The organism is Arthrobacter sp. CP30 (assembly GCF_053470025.1).
In genome coordinates, this window is record NZ_JBQEMM010000001.1 from 175,158 (window position 1) to 196,250 (window position 21,093).

The 21,093-nt window shown below is 68.7% G+C and carries 20 protein-coding genes and 1 tRNA gene; 12 read left to right on the forward strand and 9 right to left on the reverse strand.

What is annotated here, in order from left to right; all coding sequences use genetic code 11:
• Positions 1-40 precede the first annotated feature (40 nt).
• A complete protein-coding gene (locus ACTIMO_RS00805) occupies positions 41-1,429 on the forward strand; it encodes an MFS transporter (RefSeq protein WP_055767139.1) in 1,389 nt (462 codons plus the stop codon).
• Positions 1,430-1,461: 32 nt separating this feature from the next.
• On the opposite strand, the gene dcd is transcribed toward ACTIMO_RS00805, so the two are convergent.
• Positions 1,462-2,037 (reverse strand): dCTP deaminase, encoded by a 576-nt coding sequence (gene dcd, locus ACTIMO_RS00810; RefSeq protein WP_055767136.1) that lies wholly within the window; start codon positions 2,035-2,037, stop codon positions 1,462-1,464.
• A gap of 88 nt (positions 2,038-2,125) precedes the next feature.
• On the reverse strand, positions 2,126-2,980 hold the full coding sequence (locus tag ACTIMO_RS00815; RefSeq protein WP_055767133.1) for a tryptophan 2,3-dioxygenase: 855 nt from the start codon (positions 2,978-2,980) through the stop codon (positions 2,126-2,128).
• A 79-nt stretch (positions 2,981-3,059) separates the two neighbouring features.
• Here ACTIMO_RS00815 and ACTIMO_RS00820 point away from each other — a divergent pair, with 79 nt between their 5' ends.
• The 11 genes from ACTIMO_RS00820 (at position 3,060) to ACTIMO_RS00870 (ending at position 13,378) form a co-directional block, all read left to right on the forward strand.
• Positions 3,060-4,109, forward strand: coding sequence for a M4 family metallopeptidase (locus ACTIMO_RS00820; RefSeq protein ID WP_448181163.1), 1,050 nt, complete (start codon positions 3,060-3,062; stop codon positions 4,107-4,109).
• The gene (locus ACTIMO_RS00825) at positions 4,106-4,513 is read left to right on the forward strand and encodes a protealysin inhibitor emfourin (RefSeq protein WP_055767126.1); all 408 of its coding nucleotides are present in this window, start codon (positions 4,106-4,108) and stop codon (positions 4,511-4,513) included. Before ACTIMO_RS00820 ends, ACTIMO_RS00825 begins: the two co-directional genes overlap by 4 nt.
• Positions 4,514-4,550: 37 nt before the next feature.
• Positions 4,551-4,621 (forward strand) — tRNA-Gly (locus tag ACTIMO_RS00830).
• Between the two features lie 98 nt (positions 4,622-4,719).
• Positions 4,720-5,151, forward strand: coding sequence for an aspartate 1-decarboxylase (panD, locus tag ACTIMO_RS00835; RefSeq protein ID WP_422390680.1), 432 nt, complete (start codon positions 4,720-4,722; stop codon positions 5,149-5,151).
• Positions 5,152-5,359: 208 nt separating this feature from the next.
• Complete coding sequence (locus ACTIMO_RS00840; protein ID WP_055767120.1) at positions 5,360-6,679, forward strand: extracellular solute-binding protein; 1,320 nt, start codon at positions 5,360-5,362, stop codon at positions 6,677-6,679.
• Positions 6,676-7,683 carry a carbohydrate ABC transporter permease gene (locus ACTIMO_RS00845; RefSeq protein ID WP_235498648.1) on the forward strand — a complete coding sequence of 336 codons (1,008 nt, stop codon included), beginning with the start codon at positions 6,676-6,678 and terminating at the stop codon, positions 7,681-7,683. The genes ACTIMO_RS00840 and ACTIMO_RS00845 overlap by 4 nt, the downstream gene beginning before the upstream one ends.
• On the forward strand, positions 7,683-8,531 hold the full coding sequence (locus tag ACTIMO_RS00850) for a carbohydrate ABC transporter permease (protein ID WP_055767117.1): 849 nt from the start codon (positions 7,683-7,685) through the stop codon (positions 8,529-8,531). The genes ACTIMO_RS00845 and ACTIMO_RS00850 overlap by 1 nt, the downstream gene beginning before the upstream one ends.
• A gap of 30 nt (positions 8,532-8,561) precedes the next feature.
• Positions 8,562-9,932 (forward strand): ABC transporter ATP-binding protein, encoded by a 1,371-nt coding sequence (locus ACTIMO_RS00855; protein ID WP_055767113.1) that lies wholly within the window; start codon positions 8,562-8,564, stop codon positions 9,930-9,932.
• A gap of 86 nt (positions 9,933-10,018) precedes the next feature.
• On the forward strand, positions 10,019-11,941 hold the full coding sequence (locus ACTIMO_RS00860) for a helicase HerA-like domain-containing protein (RefSeq protein ID WP_448181164.1): 1,923 nt from the start codon (positions 10,019-10,021) through the stop codon (positions 11,939-11,941).
• A 40-nt stretch (positions 11,942-11,981) separates the two neighbouring features.
• Positions 11,982-12,368 carry a hypothetical protein gene (locus tag ACTIMO_RS00865; RefSeq protein ID WP_448181165.1) on the forward strand — a complete coding sequence of 129 codons (387 nt, stop codon included), beginning with the start codon at positions 11,982-11,984 and terminating at the stop codon, positions 12,366-12,368.
• Positions 12,369-12,394: 26 nt separating this feature from the next.
• A complete protein-coding gene (locus ACTIMO_RS00870) occupies positions 12,395-13,378 on the forward strand; it encodes a hypothetical protein (protein WP_235498647.1) in 984 nt (327 codons plus the stop codon).
• Positions 13,379-13,399: 21 nt separating this feature from the next.
• Here ACTIMO_RS00870 and ACTIMO_RS00875 read toward each other — a convergent pair whose 3' ends face one another.
• From ACTIMO_RS00875 to rpmB, 7 genes are all read right to left on the reverse strand, one after another.
• A complete protein-coding gene (locus tag ACTIMO_RS00875; protein ID WP_448181166.1) occupies positions 13,400-14,494 on the reverse strand; it encodes an SDR family oxidoreductase in 1,095 nt (364 codons plus the stop codon).
• A gap of 823 nt (positions 14,495-15,317) precedes the next feature.
• Positions 15,318-17,300, reverse strand: a complete 1,983-nt coding sequence (locus ACTIMO_RS00880) for an NHL domain-containing thioredoxin family protein (RefSeq protein WP_448181167.1) — start codon at positions 17,298-17,300, stop codon at positions 15,318-15,320.
• Positions 17,297-19,447 carry a cytochrome c oxidase assembly protein gene (locus tag ACTIMO_RS00885; RefSeq protein ID WP_448181168.1) on the reverse strand — a complete coding sequence of 717 codons (2,151 nt, stop codon included), beginning with the start codon at positions 19,445-19,447 and terminating at the stop codon, positions 17,297-17,299. Before ACTIMO_RS00885 ends, ACTIMO_RS00880 begins: the two co-directional genes overlap by 4 nt.
• A gap of 130 nt (positions 19,448-19,577) precedes the next feature.
• Positions 19,578-19,856 carry an HU family DNA-binding protein gene (locus ACTIMO_RS00890; RefSeq protein ID WP_055767099.1) on the reverse strand — a complete coding sequence of 93 codons (279 nt, stop codon included), beginning with the start codon at positions 19,854-19,856 and terminating at the stop codon, positions 19,578-19,580.
• Between the two features lie 283 nt (positions 19,857-20,139).
• Positions 20,140-20,445, reverse strand: coding sequence for a 30S ribosomal protein S14 (gene rpsN / locus ACTIMO_RS00895; RefSeq protein ID WP_026545363.1), 306 nt, complete (start codon positions 20,443-20,445; stop codon positions 20,140-20,142).
• 2 nt (positions 20,446-20,447) lie between these two features.
• Positions 20,448-20,615, reverse strand: a complete 168-nt coding sequence (rpmG, locus tag ACTIMO_RS00900) for a 50S ribosomal protein L33 (RefSeq protein WP_019481734.1) — start codon at positions 20,613-20,615, stop codon at positions 20,448-20,450.
• A complete protein-coding gene (rpmB, locus tag ACTIMO_RS00905; RefSeq protein ID WP_043441573.1) occupies positions 20,615-20,851 on the reverse strand; it encodes a 50S ribosomal protein L28 in 237 nt (78 codons plus the stop codon). Before rpmB ends, rpmG begins: the two co-directional genes overlap by 1 nt.
• Positions 20,852-21,093: the final 242 nt, after the last annotated feature.

The following is a 21,093-nucleotide window of genomic DNA, read 5'->3' on the forward strand; positions in this document are numbered from 1 at the left end:
GCTCCTGTGATACAGGTCATGCGGCGCTAGCATTCAGCTCATGAGCACCTACCAGCAGGCCCCTCAGCCTGCCGACACCCCCGAACCCCAGCCGTCCGTAGGCACCGGTCGCATCTTCAGCAGGCCGGTCCTCGCGTGGGCATCGTGGGACTGGGGGTCCGCGGCCTTCAACGCCGTCATGACGACCTTCGTCTTCACCGTCTACCTCACGTCCGAGGCGTTCGGCGGGGAGGAGCGCGCATCGCAGGTCCTCGGCTGGGGTCTTGCCGGCGCCGGCCTGCTGATCGCCCTGCTCGCCCCTGTCACCGGGCAGCGGTCCGACTCCGGTGGCCGCCGCAAGCTGTGGCTCGGCGTGAACAGCCTGATCGTCGCCGTCCTGACGGCGCTCTGCTTCTTCGTCCTCCCGAGCCCCGGCATGCTGATCCTCGGAGTGGCGCTGATCGCCGCCGCCAACATCTTCTTCGAGTTCGCCGGCGTCAACTACAACGCGATGCTGACGCAGATCTCCACGCCCGCCACCGTGGGCCGCGTGAGCGGGTTCGGCTGGGCCATGGGGTACGTCGGCGGGATCGTGGCCCTCGTCGTGGTGCTCGTGGTGTTCATCCAGCCGGTCGTCGACTGGGCCGGGGCCTCGAGTGAGAACGGGCTGAACATCAGGCTCGTGGCGGTGTTCTCCGCCCTGTGGTTCGCGGCCTTCGCGCTGCCCGTGATGTTCGCCGTGCCGGAGGTGCCACGGCGGGCCAGGGCCGCGCAGCTCGGCTACCTCGCCTCCTACGGGCTGCTCGTCCGCAGGGTGCGGACCATCTACCGCGAGAGTCCCCACACCATCTACTTCCTGCTCGCGAGCGCCATCTTCCGCGACGGGCTCGCGGCCGTCTTCACCTTCGGCGGCATCCTCGCGGCCGGCGCATTCGACTTCTCGCCGAGCATGGTGATCGTCTTCGCCATCGCAGCGAACGTGATCGCCGCGATCGGAGCGGTGGTCGGCGGCTTCCTGGACGACCGCATCGGACCCAAGCGCGTCATCATCGGAGCGCTGGTGGGACTGCTGGTCGCCGGCTCGGCGATCCTCCTGCTCGGCACCGAGACGTATTCCTTCTTCGGCATGCAGTGGACCTCCGATACCACGTTCTGGGTCTTCGGACTGCTGCTGACGCTCTTCGTGGGCCCGGCGCAGGCCTCGTCGCGTGCCTATCTCGCGCGGCTCGCCCCTGTCGGGGACGAGGGTGAGCTGTTCGGCCTCTATGCGACCACCGGCAGGGCCGTGAGCTTCCTCGCACCGACCCTGTTCGCCCTCTGCATCGGACTCTTCGGGTCCCAGCTCTACGGCGTGATCGGGATCCTCGTGGTCCTGCTCGCCGGACTCCTCGTGCTCCTCCCGGTCAAGCCGCCCGCGCAGGTGACGCGCGCCGTCGTGCCCGAGGCGTAGCCGCGGTCCCGGTGCGGCCGGGACGGGCCGCCCTAGATGTCGGTGCGGTGGAAGTTCAGGTGGCTGCGCGACGCCGTCGGGCCCCGCTGCCCCTGGTAGCGGTTGCCGTACTCACCCGAGCCGTAGGGGTGCTCGGCGGGCGAGGTCAGCTTGAAGAAGCACAGCTGCCCGATCTTGGAGCCCGGCCACAGCTTGATCGGCAGCGTCGCCATGTTGGACAGTTCGAGGGTCACGTGGCCGGAGAACCCGGGATCGATGAAGCCGGCGGTGGAGTGGGTCAGGAGCCCCAGGCGACCGAGCGACGACTTGCCTTCGAGCCGGGCCGCGATGTCGTCCGGCAGGGTCACGGTCTCGTAGGTCGACCCGAGCACGAACTCGCCGGGGTGCAGGATGAACGGCTCGTCAGGAGCCACCTCGACGAGGCGCGTGAGGTCCGGCTGGTCCTCCGCCGGATCGATGTGCGCGTACTTGTGGTTGTCGAAGAGCCGGAAGTAGCGGTCGATGCGCACGTCGACGCTGGAGGGCTGCACCATGAGCGGATCGTGCGGTTCGAGGACGATCCGGTGGGCGGCGATTTCTGCTCGGATGTCGCGGTCTGAGATCAGCACCGTCCAAAACTACCAGCCGCACCATGGGTGCCCGGTGCGTCGGCGACGGGGCGTCGACGGGGCGTCAACGACGGCTCCGACAGCGGCGTCAGCGGCCGATCTCGGTGCGCACGGCGAAGAGCTCCGGGAAGAACGTGAGCTCCAGGGCACGCTGGAGGAAGCCGACGCCGGAGGATCCTCCCGTACCCGTCTTGAAGCCGATGGTCCGGGCCACGGTCTTCAGATGGCGGAAGCGCCACAGCTGGAAGTTGTCCTCGAGGTCCACCAGCTCCTCGCACGCCTCGTAGATGTCCCAGTGCGCGGCGGCGTCCTCGTACACCAGCTTGTACACGGCGACGAGGTCCGGGCTGAACTCGTGGGCCAGACGGACGTCGCGATGCAGGAGAGCATCCGGGACCGGATACCCGCGCCCGGCCAGCAGGGCGATGAACTCGTCGTAGATGCTGCTCTGACCCAGGAGTTCCGTCAGCAGGGCCTGCGCTGCAGGATCGGCGTCGAACACATCGACCATGGCGGCGTTCTTGTTGCCGAGGAGGAACTCGACGGCGCGGTACTGGTAGGACTGGAAACCACTCGACGCACCGAGATCCCCGCGGAACTCGGCGTACTCGGAGGGCGTCAGCGTCGCCAGCACGGACCACTGCTCCGTCAGCGAGCGCTGGATGTGCTTGATGCGGGCGATCCCCTTCATGGCCGCCCGGAGATCGTCCGCCTGCAGGTGCAGCCGCACGGCCCGCAGTTCGTGCAGCACCAGCTTCAGCCACAGCTCGGAGGTCTGGTGCTGGATGATGAACAGCATCTCGTCGTGGTGCTCGGGCGAGCTCACGGGGTGCTGCGCGTCGAGCAGCTTCCCGAGTTCCAGGTAGGAGCCGTAGCTCATCTTGTCCGAGAAGTCCCGTTCGATCCCCTGCTCCAGGTCACGGGTATTCCGCTGCACGCTCATCCGGAAAGACTACGGGCCACCGGGCGGGCCCGAATGTCGGACCACGGGTCTACGGTGGGACCAATCCGAGGAGGCCCCCATGCAGAGAATCCACTGCGGCATCGTCCCGCCACACCTGCTCACCCGGCTCGCCGCCCTGCAGGACCCCCGCCTCTCCGGCGCGTCCACCGCCGCGCGGCACGCCCTCCTGGAACTGGACCCGGTCCTCCGCGAGCGGTCCGAGGCCCTGCGCGCCCCGGTGCGTCGCGGCTCGGCGATCGCCGGCAGCCTCACCCGACGCATCCACGACGCCGGCGGTCGGGAGGAGCTCCCGGGCGAGGTCGTCCGCGCGGAGGGAGCACCCCCCACCGGTGATGTCGCCGCGGACGAGGCCTATGACGGGCTCGGGTCCACCTACCGCCTGTTCAGCGAGGAGTACGGGCGGTCCTCGATCGACGGAGCAGGGAAGCGCCTCGATGCCACCGTCCACTACGGCTCGAGCTACGACAACGCGTTCTGGGACGGCGAACGCATGGTCTTCGGTGACGGCGACGGCGAGATCTTCGGCCGCTTCACGGCGTCGCTCACGGTCATCAGCCACGAACTGACGCATGGCTTCACCCAGTACTCCACCAACCTCGAGTACCAGGGCCAGTCGGGCGCCCTCAACGAATCACTCTCCGACGTCTTCGGCGTGCTCGTGGAACAGCGCGATCTCGGGCAAGACGCCGCATCGGCCACGTGGCTCGTCGGGGCGGGCATCTTCACCCCCTCGGTGCGCGGCGAGGCGCTGCGCTCACTGAAGGCACCGGGCACCGCCTACGACGACGACGTCCTCGGCAAGGACCCGCAGCCGGCCACCATGGCGGACTATGTCGAGACGACGTCGGACAACGGAGGAGTGCACATCAACTCCGGCATCCCCAACCACGCGTTCTACCTCGCCGCCACGGCGCTGGGCGGCGAGGCGTGGACGGGCGTGGGGCGCATCTGGTACGACGCCGTACTCAGCGGCACCATCCCCCCGGACTGTGATTTCCCCACCTTCGCGCAGGCCACGCAGGACGCCGCGGGCCGACGCTTCGGCCCGGACAGCCGCGAAGCCGGGGCCGTCGCGGACGCCTGGACCCGGGTCGGCGTCCTGCGGTGAGGATCGAGATCACGCGCTCCGGCGGATTCGGCGGCCTCACGCGCACCTGGAGTCTCGAGGTGAGCCGCACGGAGGCGGAGCAACGCTGGCTCCCCCTGGCCGAGGCGGAGGCCGGTACGGCGACGGACCACGGACGCGCGGACAGCGGATCCGCGGACGGGGCCGGGCCGCTGGTCGACTGCGCGCAGGCCGCGTCGGGGGCGGACTCCGTCGACGCAGCAGCGCCGATGCCGCACCCCTCCGAGCGCGGGCCGGGCCAGCAGCGGGACCGCTTCACCTACCGCATCTCCATCGGCTACACCGAGGTCACCATCGGCGAGGGGCGCATCGACGAATCCTGGCGCGAACTCATCGAGCGGGCACGGGCGGAGGGGACGGACGGCGCCGGTCACGGCCCGCCCTGAGACTGTTGTAAGGTGATGGAGCGGTTTCAACTGCCGTGCGGGCGTAGCTCAATGGTAGAGCGCTAGCTTCCCAAGCTCGATACGCGGGTTCGATTCCCGTCGCCCGCTCTCGTCCTTCACGGGCGCCTTCCGTCGACGTGCACCGTGTGCGCAAGGACACCCTTCCCGCCCCGTCCCGGGCCCGGCATCGGCAGTATCCTTGAGCGGTGAATCGCACCATGTTCAAGTCCAAGATCCACCGCGCCACCGTCACCCACGCGGACCTGCACTACGTGGGCTCGGTCACCGTGGACCTCGATCTCCTGGAAGCCGCGGACATCCTGCCCGGCGAACTGGTGTCGATCGTCGACATCACCAACGGTGCGCGATTGGAGACCTACACCATCGCCGGCGAGCGCGGCTCCGGAGTCCTGGGCATCAACGGTGCAGCCGCCCACCTCGTCCATCGCGGGGACCTCGTCATCCTCATCACCTACGCGCAGATGACCACCGAGGAAGCACGCTCCTTCCTGCCCACCGTGGTGCACGTGGATGCGGACAACGCCATCGTCGACCTCGGCACCGATCCCGCGGAAGCCGTGACCGCGGGCATGGAGCGTCCCCCCTTCGCCCTCGACAACTCGGCACTGCCCGCCTGAGGACTGCGCACCACCTCCGTCCGCCTTCCCGGTGACGCTGCACGCGCATCCCGCCTCATCGGCATCCCCGGCCGTTGCACGATCATCGATCCCCCGCCTAGCGATTTGTGTCGGCAGGGCTTAGGGTCAAAAAGCAAGCTTGCTTAGGCTGTCGATTCGCGTGAACCGTCAGCCGGGTTGTCTACGAGGATGTGGAGGCTCGGTACGAATGCCGATAAGTCGAAGAACACGCAGTGCCGTGAACAGCCGTCGCACAGCGACCGTCGTGGCGGGCATGGTGATGGGTACGCTCGTGATGAGCGGATGCGGGCCCGCGCAGTCGGACAACGCGCTCACCTGGTACATCAACCCGGACGCCGGCGGGCAGGCCGCCATCGCGCAGAAGTGCAGCGAAGAATCCGGCGGCCGCTACACCATCGAGACCTCGCTCCTCCCGAGTGACGCCGCCTCCCAGCGCGAGCAGCTCGCACGACGCCTCGCCGCCGGTGACAGCTCGCTCGACATCATGAGTCTCGATCCCCCCTTCATCCCCGAACTGGCCGAACCGGGCTTCCTCGCCCCCGTGCCGGACGACGTCGCCCAGAGCACCACCGAGAACGTGGTCGAGGGCGCCCTCGCCGGCGCCACCTGGAAGGACGAGCTCGTCACCGTCCCGTTCTGGGCCAACACCCAGATCATGTGGTACCGGAAGTCCGTGGCCGAGGCCGCGGGCCTCGACATGAGCAAGCCGGTCACCTGGGACCAGATCATGGAGGCGGCCCGGACGCAGGACAAGTCGCTCGGTGTGCAGGGCGCCCAGGCGGAATCCATGACGGTCTGGGTCAACGCGCTCGTCGAGTCCGCGGGCGGGTCCATCATCGTGGATCCCGAGGCCACCGCGGACACCATCGAGCTCGGGCTCGACTCCGATGCGGGCAAGGCGGCGGCAGACGTCATCTCCACCATCGGCAAGGACGGACTGGGCGGGGCAGGCCTGCCCACCCAGGACGAGAACGGTTCACTCATCGCCTTCCAGGGCGACTCCGGCTCCTTCATGGTCAACTACCCCTTCGTCTGGCCGGCCACCACGGCGGCCGTCGAGGCGGGGACGCTGGACCAGGCGGTCCTGGACGACATCGGGTGGGGCGTCTTCCCCCGGATGTCCGAGGACCAGGAGGCCGCTCCCCCGCTCGGTGGCATCAATCTCGGCGTCGGCGCGGAGAGCGACAACCCGGAGCTCGCCTACGAAGCCGTCCAGTGCATCGTCTCGGTCGAGAACCAGTCCGAGTACTTCGTGACCAACGGCAACCCGCCGTCCAACACGGAGGCGTACGAGGACCCCCGCATCGAGGAGAGCTTCCCGATGGCCGAGACCATCAGGGACTCCCTCCAGGTCGCAGCCCCCCGTCCCCAGACCCCGTTCTACAACGAGGTCTCCACCGGCATCCAGCAGACCTGGGCACCGCCGTCCGCCGTCGATCCGGAGAACACCCCGGAGACGTCGAGCAACTTCATCACATCGGTCCTCAGAGGGGAGCAACTCCTGTGACCTCCGCCATTCCCGCCAAGACGACGACGGCGTCGTCGACCGAACCCGGCCCGCGGCTCAGCCGGGACGACACGGGCACGAAGACCAGGAAGGCGCCGAAGCAGTACAGCGACCGCGTCCGCGCGGAACGGCGGCTCGGCTGGATCCTCGCCGGTCCCGCGTTCATCATCATGCTGCTGGTGACGCTCTACCCGATCCTGCAGGCCATCTATGAGAGTCTCTTCAAGTTCCGGCTCACGGCGCCCGGTGAACGCGAGTTCATCGGCCTCGGCAACTACGCGGTCATCCTGTCCGACCCCGTCTGGTGGTCGGGCCTGTGGACCACGGTGTTCATCACGGTGGTGACGGTCCTCGTCGAACTGGTCCTCGGCTTCGCGCTCGCCCTCGTGATGCACAAGGCGCTGAAATCGGTCCGCGGGCTCCTGCGCACGGCGATCCTCGTTCCCTACGGCATCATCACCGTCGTCTCGGCCTTCGCCTGGTTCTATGCCTTCGACATCAACTCCGGCTACATCAATTCCTGGTTCGCCTGGCTCCCCGGGATCGACGAGAACCTGAACTGGTTCGCCCAGGGCGGCACCGCGCTGTTCGTCATCATGGCCTCGGAGATCTGGAAGACCACGCCGTTCATCTCACTGCTCCTGCTGGCGGGGCTCGCCCAGGTCCCCGACGAACTCACGGAGGCAGCGAAGGTCGACGGTGCGACATGGTGGGAGCAGATGCGCAAGGTCATCGTCCCGAACATGAAGGCCGCGATCATGGTCGCCGTGCTCTTCCGGGCGCTGGATGCCTTCCGAATCTTCGACAACGTGTTCATCATGACCAACGGCGCGTACGGCACGGAAGTGCTCTCCCTGCTCGCCTACCGGCAATCCATCAGCCGGCTCGAGATCGGCCTCGGTTCGGCGGTCTCCGTGCTCCTCTTCCTGTGCGTCCTGCTGATCTGCTTCGTGGCGATCAAGCTCTTCAAGGTGGATCTCGCCGGATCCCAGGGAGGAAAGTGATGACGAACTCCAGCACGAAGAACAAGGTCCTCTGGGCCATCGTGACCGTCCTCGTCCTGATCTACGCACTCTTCCCGGTGCTCTCGATCCTGGCGACGTCCTTCAAGAGCCCCAGTGACCTGACGAGCGGGAAGTTCCTCCCGTCGTCGGGCGCCGCGACCACGAGCAACTACGAGCAGATCCTGGTCGGCGACGCCCAGGGTCTGTTCCTCTCGGCGCTCCGCAACTCGATCGGCATCTCTCTGATCGCGACGTTCATCGCCGTCGTCCTCGCCACCCTCTGCGCCTACGCGATCGCCCGGCTGGACTTCCCCGGCAAGAAGCTGGTCCTGACCACCGCGCTGGCGGTCTCGATCTTCCCGGTCATCTCGATCGTCACGCCGCTCTTCAACCTGTGGCGGACCATCGGCCTCTACGACACCTGGCTCGGGCTCATCATCCCGTACCTGTCACTCACGCTCCCCATCTCCATCTGGACCCTCGCCGCGTTCTTCCGGCAGATCCCCTGGGAGCTGGAGCAGGCGGCGCAGGTGGACGGCGCGACGACGTGGCAGGCGTTCCGCAAGGCCATCGTCCCGCTGGCCGCACCCGGCGTGTTCACGACGGCGATCATCGCCTTCTTCATCGCCTGGAACGACTTCGTGTACGGGATCTCGCTGACGTCGACGGAAGCGGCGCGGCCGGTCCCGGCGGCACTCGCGTTCTTCACCGGGGCCTCCCAGTTCGAGGCACCGACGGGGGCCATCTCGGCGGCGGCGATCATCGTCACCATCCCGATCGTCCTCCTGGTCCTGCTCTTCCAACGCCAGATCGTCTCAGGCCTGACCTCCGGCGCCGTCAAGGGCTAACGCCCCCGGTTTCAGTAAAGGATTCGCACCATGGCTTCAATCACCCTCAACCACCTGGTCAAGAAGTACGGCGACGGGTTCCCTGCCGTCAACGACGTGAGCATCGACATCGCCGACGGGGAGTTCATCATCCTCGTGGGTCCGTCGGGCTGCGGGAAGTCGACGCTGCTGCGCATGATCGTGGGCCTCGAGGACATCACCGACGGCGACCTCCTGATCGACGGGCAGCGCGTCAACGACAAGGCGCCGCGCGACCGCAACCTGGCGATGGTGTTCCAGAACTACGCGCTGTACCCGCACCTCACCGTGTACGAGAACATCGCCTTCCCGCTGCGCCTCGCCAAGGGCAAGCACTCCGAGGACCAGGTGGACAAGCTGGTCACGGAGGCGGCCGCGACACTCGAGCTCACCGACCACCTGCAGCGCAAGCCGGCGAATCTCTCGGGCGGGCAGCGGCAGCGTGTCGCGATGGGTCGCGCGATCGTCCGGCAGGCGGACGCGTTCCTGTTCGACGAGCCGCTCTCCAACCTGGACGCGAAGCTCCGGGGCCAGATGCGTTCGGAGATCTCGCAGATGCAGCGCCGGCTCGGGGTGACCTCGGTCTACGTGACGCACGACCAGACGGAGGCCATGACCCTCGGCGACCGCGTGGCCGTCCTCAAGAAGGGCGAACTGCAGCAGATCGCCTCGCCCCGCGAGCTCTACGAGCAGCCCGTGAACCTGTTCGTCGCGGGTTTCATCGGCTCGCCGTCGATGAACTTCCTGCCGGCCACGCTCGAGGGCACCACCCTGAAGACCGCCATCGGTGACCTGCAGATCCCCGAGGACAAGGCGGCGAAGGCAGCCGGCAAGAAGGTGGTGCTCGTCGGCGTGCGTCCCGAGTTCTTCGAGGACGCGAAGCTCGTCGAGGACCACAAGATGTCCAACGGTTCCACGTTCACCGCGACCCTGACGCACACGGAGTGGCTCGGCAACGAGCAGTACGGGTACATCAACTTCGATCCGGCGCCCGAGATGCGGGAGCTGCTCAACAGCCTCGCCCGGGACATGGACGCCGACGAACTGCGCCCGCAGGTGGTCGTCACGCTCGATGCCGCCAGCCGCATCCGTGGAGGCCGTGAGGCCGAGATCTGGCTCGACACCCGTAAGCTCCACCTGTTCGACGCCGAGACGGGCGAGAACCTGACGCGCGACGCCGAAGCGGGCGCCGAGCTCACCCGTGAGGCCTCGGAGGAGCGTGCGGAGGAGCTCGCGAACGCGCAGCAGTCGGGAGACGGCCAGGGTCACGGTGGTGGCTTCGGCAGTGGGCCCTCCGGGCAGGCGGGCGGCTCGCCCGTCGACGCCGGTACCGGCCGGTCCGGCGGCGCCACGGCCGCCGGGGGCAGGCACTCCGCAGGCTGACCGGCTGCGCGGTGGCGCGCACCCGAGCATCCGTGAGCAGGACCGGCACCCGCAGGGGTGCCGGTCCTGCTGTGTAGTCTGACCCTATGGTCGAACACGACGGCGCCGCCCAGTCCGCCGCCATCACTGCCGGATACGTCTTCGAGGGGCCCACCCTCCACCTGGGCGCTGCCCTCGTGGACGGCGTGCTCGACGCCGGAGCGCAGGTACGCCTGCCGCTGGCTATGATGAACCGACACGGGTTGATCGCCGGTGCCACGGGCACCGGCAAGACGGTCACACTGCAGGTCATGGCGGAACAGCTCTCGGCGCAGGGCGTGCCCGTCTTCCTGTCCGACATCAAGGGCGACCTCACCGGACTGACCACTCCGGGAACGGCCACGGAGCGGCTGACGAAGCGGACCGCCGGGGTGGGGCAGGACTGGACGCCCACGGGCTTCCCCGTCGAATTCCTCTCCCTGGGTGGTGACGGTGGCGGCATTCCCGTGCGTGCCACGATCTCCTCCTTCGGCCCGCTGCTGCTCAGCCGCGTCATGGACCTCAACGAGACGCAGGAGTCCAGCCTGCAGCTCGTGTTCCACTACGCGGACAAGAACGGACTGGAGCTCTACAACCTGGCGGACCTCCGGGCCGTGATCAGTTTCCTCACCTCGGACGAGGGCAAGGAAGCGCTCGAGGCTCTCGGCGGCCTCTCGAAGGCGACGGCCGGCGTCATCCTCCGCGAACTCGTGACGCTCGAGGCGCAGGGCATGGACGCGTTCTTCGGCGAACCCGAGTTCGACACCGCCGACCTCCTGCGGACGGACACCGACGGGCGGGGCATCATCACGTCCCTGGAGCTTGTGACGGTGCAGCAGAAGCCGCGCCTGTTCTCCACATTCCTGATGTGGCTGCTCGCCGACATGTTCGCCGAGCTGCCCGAGGTCGGCGATCTCGACAAGCCACGCCTCGTGTTCTTCCTCGACGAGGCGCACCTGCTGTTCACGGGCTCGTCGAAGGCGTTCCGCGAGTCGATCCAGGCCACGGTCCGGCTCATCAGGTCCAAGGGGATCGGCATCTTCTTCGTGACGCAGACGCCGAAGGACGTGCCCGCGGAGGTCCTCGGACAACTGGCCAACCGGGTGCAGCATGCGCTGCGGGCCTTCACACCTGACGATGCGAAGGCGCTCCGCGCAACGGTCTCGACCTTCCCCACCAGCCCGTACGATCTCGAAGAGGTCCTCACGTCCGCCGGCATCGGCGAGGCCGTCGTGACGGTGATGAACGAGCGGGGCGCCCCGACTCCCGTCGCGTGGACGCGGCTCCGCTCCCCCGAGTCCGTCATGGGCCGGGCACCCGAGGGAACGGTGGCCGCCGTCGTCGCCGCCTCTCCGCTGCTCGTCCGCTACAGCCGGTCCGTCGACAGCCACTCCGCGTACGAGAAGCTCCGCGGTCTGCCCGATCCCGCCGGCCGTGGCGCGGACGGCGCATCCGGTGCCCCCTCCTCGGGGGTCGGGACGCCCTCGCCGGAACCGACCACGGCAGAACCGGGTGAGCCTGGAGCATCCGAGCAGCAGAACGCGCGGGGCGATGCCGCCGACGCGACGCGGGACACGGCCCGCGAGGACCGGGACGCGGAAGCGCGGCGCATCGAGGAGGAGATCCTCGGCATGCCGTCCCGGCCCGCCCGCGACCGGGACCGCCGGCCCGTCGACGACGCTTCGCCGCGCGAGGACGGACGCGGGGCGCGCGGCAGCGCACGCGGCGGCTATGCGGGTGGTGGCTACGCGGGTGGATACGGCGGCGGGTACGCGGGCGAGGGTGCGCAGGGTGCCGGTCGCGAGCGGACGGACCGCGGCGGCAACAGCAGAAGCCGTGCGGGCGGGTACGACGCCGGACGGTCCTCCGGCAGCAACGGGCCGGACCGGAACGAGATGGCGGACCTCGCCCTGAAAGCCGCAGGAGTGATCGGCAAGGAACTCGCGCGCGGGCTCTTTGGCACCAAGCACCGCAAGCGGAAATGGTACTGAGGCCGGCGTCCCGGATCCCCGCAGTGCAGGGCGCGCGCCCATGATCGTGGTGGAGATCATCAGTTCCAGCCTGGTGGCGCTGGGACTGGGGCTGCTCGCCGCGGCCCTCGTGATCCGGCTGGTCTACGGATCCTGGACCAGGACCCAGGCGATCACCTTCACGTACGAGGGGCATCCCTACCTCCGCTGGCACGACCACCGGTACCGCATCGTCGAGGCGCTCTGGTCCAGTGGCTCCCCGGGTCGCGGGCGGAAGGCGCCCATGCCCGCGGCACCGCCGCCCGGTGAGGACGTCACCATCCACTACCACGTCCGACAGCCCACCCACTGGTCGCTCGGCGAACCCTACCGAGGCACCCGGGTGATCGCCGTCGTCGGGCTCGCGTGCGCGGTGACCGGCACCCTGCTCGGCTTCCTGCCCGCCTGATTCACCGCACCCGGTACCGTGGAGAGGTGCAGACAACCCCGGTCGTGAAGGTGCTCGCAGCCTGGCTGCTGGGTCTCATGCTCGTCGGTGCCGCCTTCGTCACGACGGTCGCGGTCCTGAACAGCAGGCTCTTCGGCCCCGAACACCAGGTGGGCCTGTACCTCGACGCGTTGCGCGACGGCGACGGCGGCGAGGCCCTCGGCCTCCTCCACGCCTCGGTACCGGAGGGATCCGATCCGACACTGCTCGACGGGGACGCCCTGCGCCGAGCGACAGCCGGACTCACGGACATCGAGGTGGGGGATGCACGCGGAAGCGGCAGCGACCGCGTCGAGGTACCCGTGACCTACACGCTCGACGGTGCCGAGACGACGAGCGTGTTCCCGCTCCGGCAGACCGGCACCGAATGGGGATTCTTCGCCGTCTGGGAGTTCGAGCCGACCGTCCTGCCGACAGTGGAGGTCTCCGCCCTCAACAGCGTGGAGGCAGCGGTGAACGGGGTCGACGTCGGCCTGCCGGGCGGCCGCGCCGCACTGGCCACGTTCTACCCGGGTGCCGTGAGCGCCCGCTACCAGGGCCGCTACTTCGCCGCTCCCGAAAGCCGGACGACCGTGACGGGCGTCGAGGCCCCGCAACCCCTCGCCCTCGCGCTGGAGCCGACGCCCGAGCTGGTACGTGCGGTGGAGAAGCAGGTGCACGCCTTCCTCGACGGCTGCGCGGAGCAGACGGTCTTCCAGCCCGGCAACTGCCCGTTCGCCTTTCCCACCGACAAGCGGCTCGCCGGTGACATCACCTGGACCATCGAGGAGTACCCCCGGGCGTCGATTACCCCGAGCGGGGGGAGCTGGCTGCTCGCCCCCCTCAGCGGGAGGGCACGGATCGACACCCGGCTGCGGGACTTCTTCTCCGGTGAGGTGAGCGACGTCTCCGAGGCCATGCCGTTCGACTTCACGGCGGACCTGAACGTCACCGAGGACGCCATCACCGTCACGCCCGTGGTGAGGTACTAGCCACGCACGAACTGCCTCCGGTCAGGGGATCAGGTTCTCGGCGCGGTAGCGGTCGAACAGCGATGTGAGGACGTCGAGCGTCCTGCGGTAGCCCGTGAAGCCGGCGTCACGGCTCTTGCCCATGTCCACGATCACCTCGATCTCGATGCCGAGATCGCCGTCCGTGTGCCACCAGGAGGCCAACCGGTCCAGCGAGGTCTCGGCGAGGCCGTGCCGCTCGGCCAACGCCGACCACTGACCCTCCCTCCCGCTCATGGCCTCTTCGAGCGGACGCGGCGCGTCCGTGAAGCCCTCCCACTCCACGCCGAAGTAGCCGGCCAGCCTGGGCCACATCCACCGCCACCGGAAGACGTCTCCGTTGACGATGTTGTAGGCCTCGTCGGCGCCCGCGGGGGTGGTGGAGGCCCACACCATGTGCTCGGCGAGCAGGCCCGCATCCGTCACGTTCGCCAGGCCGTTCCACTGCTGCGCCGACCCGGGGAAGACGAACGGCTCACCCGCGTCCCTGCACAGGGTGGCCTGGGTGGCGAGCGTGAGCGCCATGTTCATCGCGTTGCCGACGGCGTAGCCGAGGACGGTGTGCGCCCGGTGCACGCTCCACGTAAAACCCTGCTCGGCGGCGGCGGCGAACAGCTCGTCCTCCTGCGCGTAGTAGAAGTTGGGCGAGGGCAGGCGGGGCTCCTCCTCGTGGAACGGTGTGTCCGCCATGTCACCGGAGCCGTACGACTCGAACGGCCCGAGATAGTGCTTCATGCCGGTCATGAGGGCCACGTGGGCCACCTCCTTGCCGTGCAGTGCGGTGAGCAGGTCGCGCAGCATCCCCGCGTTGACGCGGATGTTCTCCTCCTCCGTGTCGCGTCGGGACCAGGCGGTGAAGAAGACGTGTGTGGGACTCTCCGGCGCGAGCACCTCGACGAGGGAATCGGCCGAGGTGAGGTCCGCCGACAGCCAGCGGACGCCGTCGCGCTCCTGGCCGGGCCTGCGGGAGAGGGCCAGGACCGGCCAGCCGTCCCCGGCGAGCTTCTCGACGAGCGCGGAGCCCGCGATACCCGTGGCTCCCACCACGAGTGCGGTGCGCTGTCCGTCGTGCTGGTTCGTTCCGGTGTCGATGGTCATGCGTGCTCTCCTCCTGCGCCGTCCAGCGGCGCGGCTTCATCCTGTGCGGCATCGTCCCGTGCAGCCCTTGTCCGGTGCGGGGCGTCCTGTTCTGGCTGTCCCATGCGGGCTGTCATGCGCGGACGTTGTCCAGTGCGGACTGTCATACGCGGACGTTGTCCTGTGCGGGCAAGCGCCCCTCCTTGATTGCGACAACCCAGGCGGGCGCGTCTGCCCTTCCCCTGCGACAAGTCACGCTGCGCGGTCGATATTCCGTCGGGCTCACAGAGCTCCATCCCACTCATCGGACCCGGCTCGTAGGAATGTGCGCATATTCCCACCGACCGACGGCAGTCAGTGGGAGGGAAGGCTCACTCCGTCCGGGATGGTCGGGGAAGCGGTGCACGTGAAGGATGAAGCCTGCGCCCAGGATCGCGGGGCGGATCACCTGCAAGAGAACGATGACGTCTACATCCGGAATCGCAGGGGCTGCCGCTTCCGAGAGGGGAACCGCGGAGCCAGTAGCGTCGTGTACCGCCCCTGCAGGGTGCGCTTCGTCCCACTCACCGGACCCGGTCAGTGGGAATGAGCGCATATTCCCACTGACTGACGGCGGTCAGTGGGACGAAGGAGGTCGCAACGCCCCCGAAGCCGGGCACGCGGACGGCTGGGCGGACAGATTCGCGCCCCGGCCTGGACGCACCACTGGGTGCCAGCCGCCCGATTGTTGCCCAGCACCCAGCACCCAGCACCTAGCACCTAGCACCTAGCACCCAGCACCCAGGCTTGCACGAAGGGCACCCGCCGTAGCAGGTGCCCTTGGTCCGGCTGAGGAGCGCTGGGATCAGTCGAGTCCGCGGAGGTCGAGGGTCAGCTCGGTGTCGCCGTCGGCCGTGACCGTCACCGGGATGCCCCAGTCCTGCTGGTACAGGTGGCACGCCGCGTGGTCGGGGATCTCCCCTCCCGGCTCGCCGTCGCAGGACGCCGCCCGCGCCGTGATGTGCAGTACGCCCTCCCCGGCATCCGCGGCCAGCACGAGCTCCCGCGTCAGTCCGGTGGACGTTCCGCCGCCCGAGACCAGCAGGGACTCGGGAGAGGCGCTGATCTTCAGCTGCGTCGGGTCACCCCAGCGGTCGTCGAGCTTCTGGCCCTTCGGCGCCGTGAAGCGCACCGTCAGCGCCACGGGTCCGGCGGACATGGGCGACGTCGGACGCTGGGTCTGCGACGCGCCCTCGTGGACGGCGAGCGCCTCCTTGGGCAGCGGTACGCGGACGAGTTGGTGCCGGTTCGTCTCCACGACGATGAGCAGCGGGTCGCCGCCCTCGGCGACGGGCGTGAGGTCGACCAGCACATCGGAGGGCTCGGACAGCCCACGGAGCAGCGTGGAGACCTGGCGGGTCACCGGATCGTACCTGCGGACCGCGCCGTTGTAGGTGTCGGCGATCGCGACGGACCCGTCGGGCAGGGCGCTGACGCCGAGCGGGTGTTGGAGGCGCGCCTGGTCGGCATCGCCGTCGCGGAAGCCGAAGTCGAACAGTCCCGTCCCGATCGCGGTCTGGACCTGGACGCGCCGGCGGCCGTTGACCTCGACGAAGGACAGCTGCCGGACGGCGGACGTCTCGGAGTCGGCGATCCAGATGGTGCCGTTGGCGTCCTCGGCGAGCCCGGAGGACTGCGCGAACCACGCCGCGGAGGCATCGCCGTCGAGCAGGCCCTCGAGTCCCGTGCCGGCCAGGACCTCGACGGCGTTGCTGCGGGGATCGTAGGCGAAGATCTGGTGCGTCCCCGCCATCGCGACGACCACGCGGTCCAGCACCGACGAGTACAGCACGTCCCACGGCGAGGACAGCGAGACCTTCAGGGCATCCGTGCCGAGCTGGGTCTCAGTGAGGCGCGGCGTCTCGCCCTCCGCGCCGACCTCGTGTGCGTTCTCCTGCCGGCCCGTCTTGGTGTGGTTACCGGCGTCGAGCAGGCGCTGCGTGCCGTTCCCCACGAGGGTGCGCACCTCGCCCGTGGCCAGGGTGACACCGCGCAGGCGGTGGTTCACGGAGTCGGCGACGACGACGTCGTACCCGACCTCCGCCGCGAGCACGGTTGGCAGGAGCGCGAGGCCCTGGGGCTCGTTGAACTGGGCGTCGGAGGCGCTGCCGTCGTGGAAACCCTTGCTGCCCGAACCGATGGTGCGGCGCACCGTGACGAGATCCGCCTCGAGTTCGACGAGGCGGTGGTGGCCGGTGTCGCCGACGAGGAAGGTGCCGGTGGCCGGCAGCGCGAGGAGCTTGCCCGGGAACTTGAGGTCACCCGCGGTGCTCTCCGCCGGCACGTACGGGCCGTCGCCGCGGTGCAGCGTGCCCTTCGCCTCGTGCTCGGCGACGAGTTCCTCCACGAGCGATGTGAGCCCGGCGGCGTGCCCCTCCCCGGAGAGGTGCGCCACGATGTAGCCCTCGGGGTCGATGACCACGAGGGTGGGCCAGGCCCGGGCCGTGTAGGCCTGCCAGGTGGTGAGCTCCGGGTCGTCGAGGACGGGGTGGTGGATGTCGTAGCGCTCGACGGCGGCGGCGAGGGCCACCGGATCGGCCTCGTGCTCGAACTTCGGCGAGTGCACGCCGACCGTCACGAGGACGTCCGAGTACTGCTCCTCGAGGGGCCGCAGCTCGTCGAGGACGTGGAGGCAGTTGATGCAGCAGAAGGTCCAGAAGTCGAGGATCACGATCTTGCCGCGCAGGTCCTCGAGCTGCAGCTGCCTGCCGCCGGTGTTCAGCCAGTTGCGGCCGGTCAGCGCGGAGCCGCGCACCCGGTAGCCGGTGCGGACGGTGGTCTCGGTCATTCGTTGTCTCCTGCGGTGTCTCCGGCTGTGGCGCGCGCGGTCGGCTGCTGGGCGGGGCGGCGGTTCCCGGCATCGCGTGCGGCGAGGTCGGCGAACATGCTGTTGTAAGCCGTCAGGTCGGCGTCGTTATTCCGGTCCGCGGCACGATCCTTGCGTTTGGTCTCCCGCGCGTCGGAGCGCGACCACACGACGGCGACGCCGATGGCGAGCAGGAGCGTCGGGATCTCGCCGACGCCCCAGGTGACCGCTCCGCCCACCTGCTGGTCCGCCAGGGCCGATGCGCCCCAGTCGCGGCCCATGTTGCCGAACCAGGAGGCCTCGAGCAGCGAGGTCGAGCCCATCAGGGTGACGCCGAAGAAGGCATGGAAGGCCATGGTCGCGAAGAGGAGCAGGATGCGCATCGGGTAGGGCGCGCGGAACGGCACGGGATCCGAACCGATCATCGACAGCACGAAGATGTAGCCGGTGATGAGGAAGTGCGTGATCATCAGCTCGTGTCCGACGTGCTCGCGCAGGGCGAACCCGAAGAGGGGCGAGTAGTAGAAGACGATGATCGACGCGACGAAGTTGCCGGCAGCGAACAGCGGGTGCGTGATGATCCGTGACGGCCACGAGTGCACGATCACCAGGATCCATTCCCGCAGCCCGCGCGAGCCGTCGCGGCGCGCGGTCAGGGCCTTCAGGGCCAGGGTCACGGGTGCGCCGAGGACCAGGAAGAGCGGCACCACCATGGTGAGCGCCATGTGGTCCACCATGTGCGCGCTGAACAGCACCATCCCGTAGACGGCGGGCGCGCCCGAGATGAAGTAGGTCAGGAGGGCGAGGCCGAGGAGCCAGCTGATGAGCTTGGCCACGGACCACGAGTCCCCGCGGCGGTGCAGCTTGACCATCCCGAGCACGTAGGCGACGCCGAAGGTCAGGGCCACGGTGATCCACAGCCAGTCCGGCCGCCACTCGGTGAGCCAGCGGCTCAGGGTCGGCTCCGGCGGGAGGTCGTACCCGGTCAGGATGCGGGCGGGGCCGGCCTCGGTGGGCAGCACCTCGGAACGGGGCGGCGCCGTGCGCCCGAGTGCCCCCGCCACGCCGGAGACCGCACCCATGATGACGAGCTCGACGGCGATGAGCTGCCACAGGACCCGGCGCGCGGAGAGCCGCGACTGCGCGGTGCCGCCCGACGCGCCGAGCTGCGGGATGATCCACTGCCGGTGCATCCAGCCGATGCCGCCGAGCAGCAGCGTGGCGATGGTCTTGAAGGTGACGAGCAGGCCCCATTCGGAGCTGAGCTGCGCGAGGTCGGTGATGCGGAGGCTGGCGTTCACCACGCCCGAGGCCACGACCAGGATGAACGCGAACCCGGCGAGGGCCGAGAACCGCCTGAGGACCGGGAGGGCCTGGTCGCCGAGCTTGCCGCTCACCACGGCGAGGGAGATGATCCCGCCCACCCACAGGCAGACACCCACGAGGTGGAGGGCGATCGAGTTGACCGCGGCGTTGTGGTCGTCGCCGCTCGCCGAGTGCCCGATCAGGGCCATGGGCAGCAGGTTGAGCAGGGCGAGCACCAGGGTGAGGGCGAGACCGGTCTGCGAACGGACACCGAACAGGAGCGTGGCGAGGACCGCCGAGACGATCGAGGTCACGAGCCACGCGCGCCCGGTGGAGAAGTCCGTCAGGAACGCGGCGAGGCCCTGGGTGTACGCCGGGTCGGTGCTCAGGGGCAGGCCGGCGGCGTCGGAGTAGGTGAAGACCATGACGCCGAGCGCCCCGATGGTCCAGAGGACCGCGGACACGGCGGCCAGCATGAGGACGCGGGTGAAGGCCGGGTGCTCGGCCGCGGTGTCCTTGGGCTTCCGCCCGGACGTCCCGACCTTGCGCGGAAGCATGATCACCGCGAAGACGAGGGCACCGATGGTCGCCGCGGCGGCGGTGTTGTTGAGGACCTTGGCGACGGGCAGGCCCCAGCGGGTCAGCGCTCCCGGATCACCGAGTTGCCGGGCGGCGGCGGCACCGGAGTAGAACAGCGCGACCACGAGCGAGACGAGCACGACGACGCCGGCGAGGACCAGCCAGCCCGTTCCGATAGCGCGCTCCGGGGAGGCTGCGGCGAGGGTCTCGCGCGGTTGCTTCGCAGTTGTCGACACATACACCATTCTCTACCCGGAGTAGAAATAGGGCGAATCTTCCGCGGGATGCCGCCGAGGGCGGACGGGCGCCGACGACGAGGGGCCGCTGCCGTCATGGCAGCGGCCCCTCGATCGTTCAGTCAGCGGGTGACGCGGACTACTTGGCGGAAGCCTTCAGCTTCGAGCCTGCGGTCAGCTTGACGCTGTGGCCCGCGGCGATCTGGATGGTCTCGCCGGTCTGGGGGTTACGGCCGGTGCGCGCTGCGCGGCTGGTGCGCTCGACGGCGAGCCAACCCGGGATGGTGATCTTCTCGTCCTTGGCGACGGACTCGGCGAAGACGTCGAACAGGGCGTCAAGGACGCCGTTGACGGCGGCCTGGCTCGTGTCGGCCTTCGCTGCTACCTCGGCAACAAGTTCACTACGGTTTTTAGCCACTTCAGGTCCTCCTGGACGTCACTCTTCGGAACGAGCTTTTCGCGGTATTCGAAAAGCCTCTGTCCGAAAACCTATCAGCTTGGGCGCCGCGCCCCGCGTGTTTCCGGGGCTTTTCGGCATAATCACGGCATTTCCGGGGCTCTTTTCGGCCGTCGTAGGCCGAGCGCGCCGCTTCTCGGGGCCCGACACGACAGAAGCCGGCAACCCTGGGGTTGCCGGCTTCCGTGGTGTCACCGCCGGAGGCGGCGGGTGGTGCTGCTGGGACGCAGGGTCCCGGGAACTGCTACCAGCTGGACTTGGTCACACCGGGCAGCTCGCCCCGGTGGGCCATGTCGCGGAAGCGGACACGCGAGATGCCGAACTTCTGGAGCGTTCCGCGGGGGCGCCCGTCGATCTGGTCGCGGTTGCGCAGGCGCACCGGCGAAGCGTTGCGGGGGAGCTTCTGCAGGCCGAGGCGTGCCGCTTCGCGTGCTTCATCCGTGGCGTTCTCGTCGACGAGGGTCTTCTTGAGCTCGAGGCGCTTGGCCGCGTAGCGTTCGACGATGACCTTGCGCTGCTCGTTGCGAGCAATCTTTGACTTCTTGGCCATGTTTAGCGCTCCTCTCGGAATTCGACGTGCTTGCGGATCTTGGGGTCGTACTTCATGAGGACCATGCGGTCCGGATCGTTACGACGGTTCTTCCGCGTCACGTACGTGTAGCCCGTGCCGGCGGTCGACTTCAGCTTGATGATCGGACGTACGTCCTTGTCCTTCGCCACTAGAGCTTCACTCCCCTCGCGAGGATCGATGCGACGACCGCATCGATACCGCGCACGTCGATCGTCTTGATGCCGCGGGCCGAGACCTGCAGCGTGACGTTACGGCGAAGGGAAGGCACGTAGTAGCGCTTCTTCTGAATGTTGGGGTCGAACCGACGCTTGTTGCGGCGGTGCGAGTGCGAAATGCTGTGTCCAAAGCCGGGCTCGGCTCCGGTCACTTGGCAGTGGGCTGCCATAACTCTCCTCCAGATTAGATGAACGTGACGGAATCACTTGTCGAGCGTCCCGCCACCAGTAATGACACCGTTATTACTGCAGCTTTCCGGAGGTGTACCCGGCAGGGTGAGAACCTGCCAGAGTGCCTCGCCGCGGGGAAGACGGTGAAGATCAGGCGGGGCGGCCTTGCGGCCGGTCCAGCCCTGAATTCTAGTAGTCACGGGTAGCCGGGCGCATTCCGACCTGTCCTGGGAACAGGGCG

What these genes read in the sequence shown, in the direction of transcription:
- rpsN (WP_026545363.1), bottom strand. Translation starts at nt 20,445, where the DNA reads ATGGCCAAGAAGTCAAAGATTGCTCGCAACGAGCAGCGCAAGGTCATC.
- ACTIMO_RS00885 (WP_448181168.1), bottom strand. Translation starts at nt 19,447, where the DNA reads ATGGTGTATGTGTCGACAACTGCGAAGCAACCGCGCGAGACCCTCGCC.
- ACTIMO_RS00855 (WP_055767113.1), top strand. Translation starts at nt 8,562, where the DNA reads ATGGCTTCAATCACCCTCAACCACCTGGTCAAGAAGTACGGCGACGGG.
- ACTIMO_RS00805 (WP_055767139.1), top strand. Translation starts at nt 41, where the DNA reads ATGAGCACCTACCAGCAGGCCCCTCAGCCTGCCGACACCCCCGAACCC.
- rpmB (WP_043441573.1), bottom strand. Translation starts at nt 20,851, where the DNA reads ATGGCAGCCCACTGCCAAGTGACCGGAGCCGAGCCCGGCTTTGGACAC.
- ACTIMO_RS00875 (WP_448181166.1), bottom strand. Translation starts at nt 14,494, where the DNA reads ATGACCATCGACACCGGAACGAACCAGCACGACGGACAGCGCACCGCA.
- ACTIMO_RS00840 (WP_055767120.1), top strand. Translation starts at nt 5,360, where the DNA reads ATGCCGATAAGTCGAAGAACACGCAGTGCCGTGAACAGCCGTCGCACA.
- ACTIMO_RS00865 (WP_448181165.1), top strand. Translation starts at nt 11,982, where the DNA reads ATGATCGTGGTGGAGATCATCAGTTCCAGCCTGGTGGCGCTGGGACTG.
- ACTIMO_RS00850 (WP_055767117.1), top strand. Translation starts at nt 7,683, where the DNA reads ATGACGAACTCCAGCACGAAGAACAAGGTCCTCTGGGCCATCGTGACC.
- ACTIMO_RS00820 (WP_448181163.1), top strand. Translation starts at nt 3,060, where the DNA reads ATGCAGAGAATCCACTGCGGCATCGTCCCGCCACACCTGCTCACCCGG.
- ACTIMO_RS00880 (WP_448181167.1), bottom strand. Translation starts at nt 17,300, where the DNA reads ATGACCGAGACCACCGTCCGCACCGGCTACCGGGTGCGCGGCTCCGCG.
- ACTIMO_RS00815 (WP_055767133.1), bottom strand. Translation starts at nt 2,980, where the DNA reads ATGAGCGTGCAGCGGAATACCCGTGACCTGGAGCAGGGGATCGAACGG.
- ACTIMO_RS00860 (WP_448181164.1), top strand. Translation starts at nt 10,019, where the DNA reads ATGGTCGAACACGACGGCGCCGCCCAGTCCGCCGCCATCACTGCCGGA.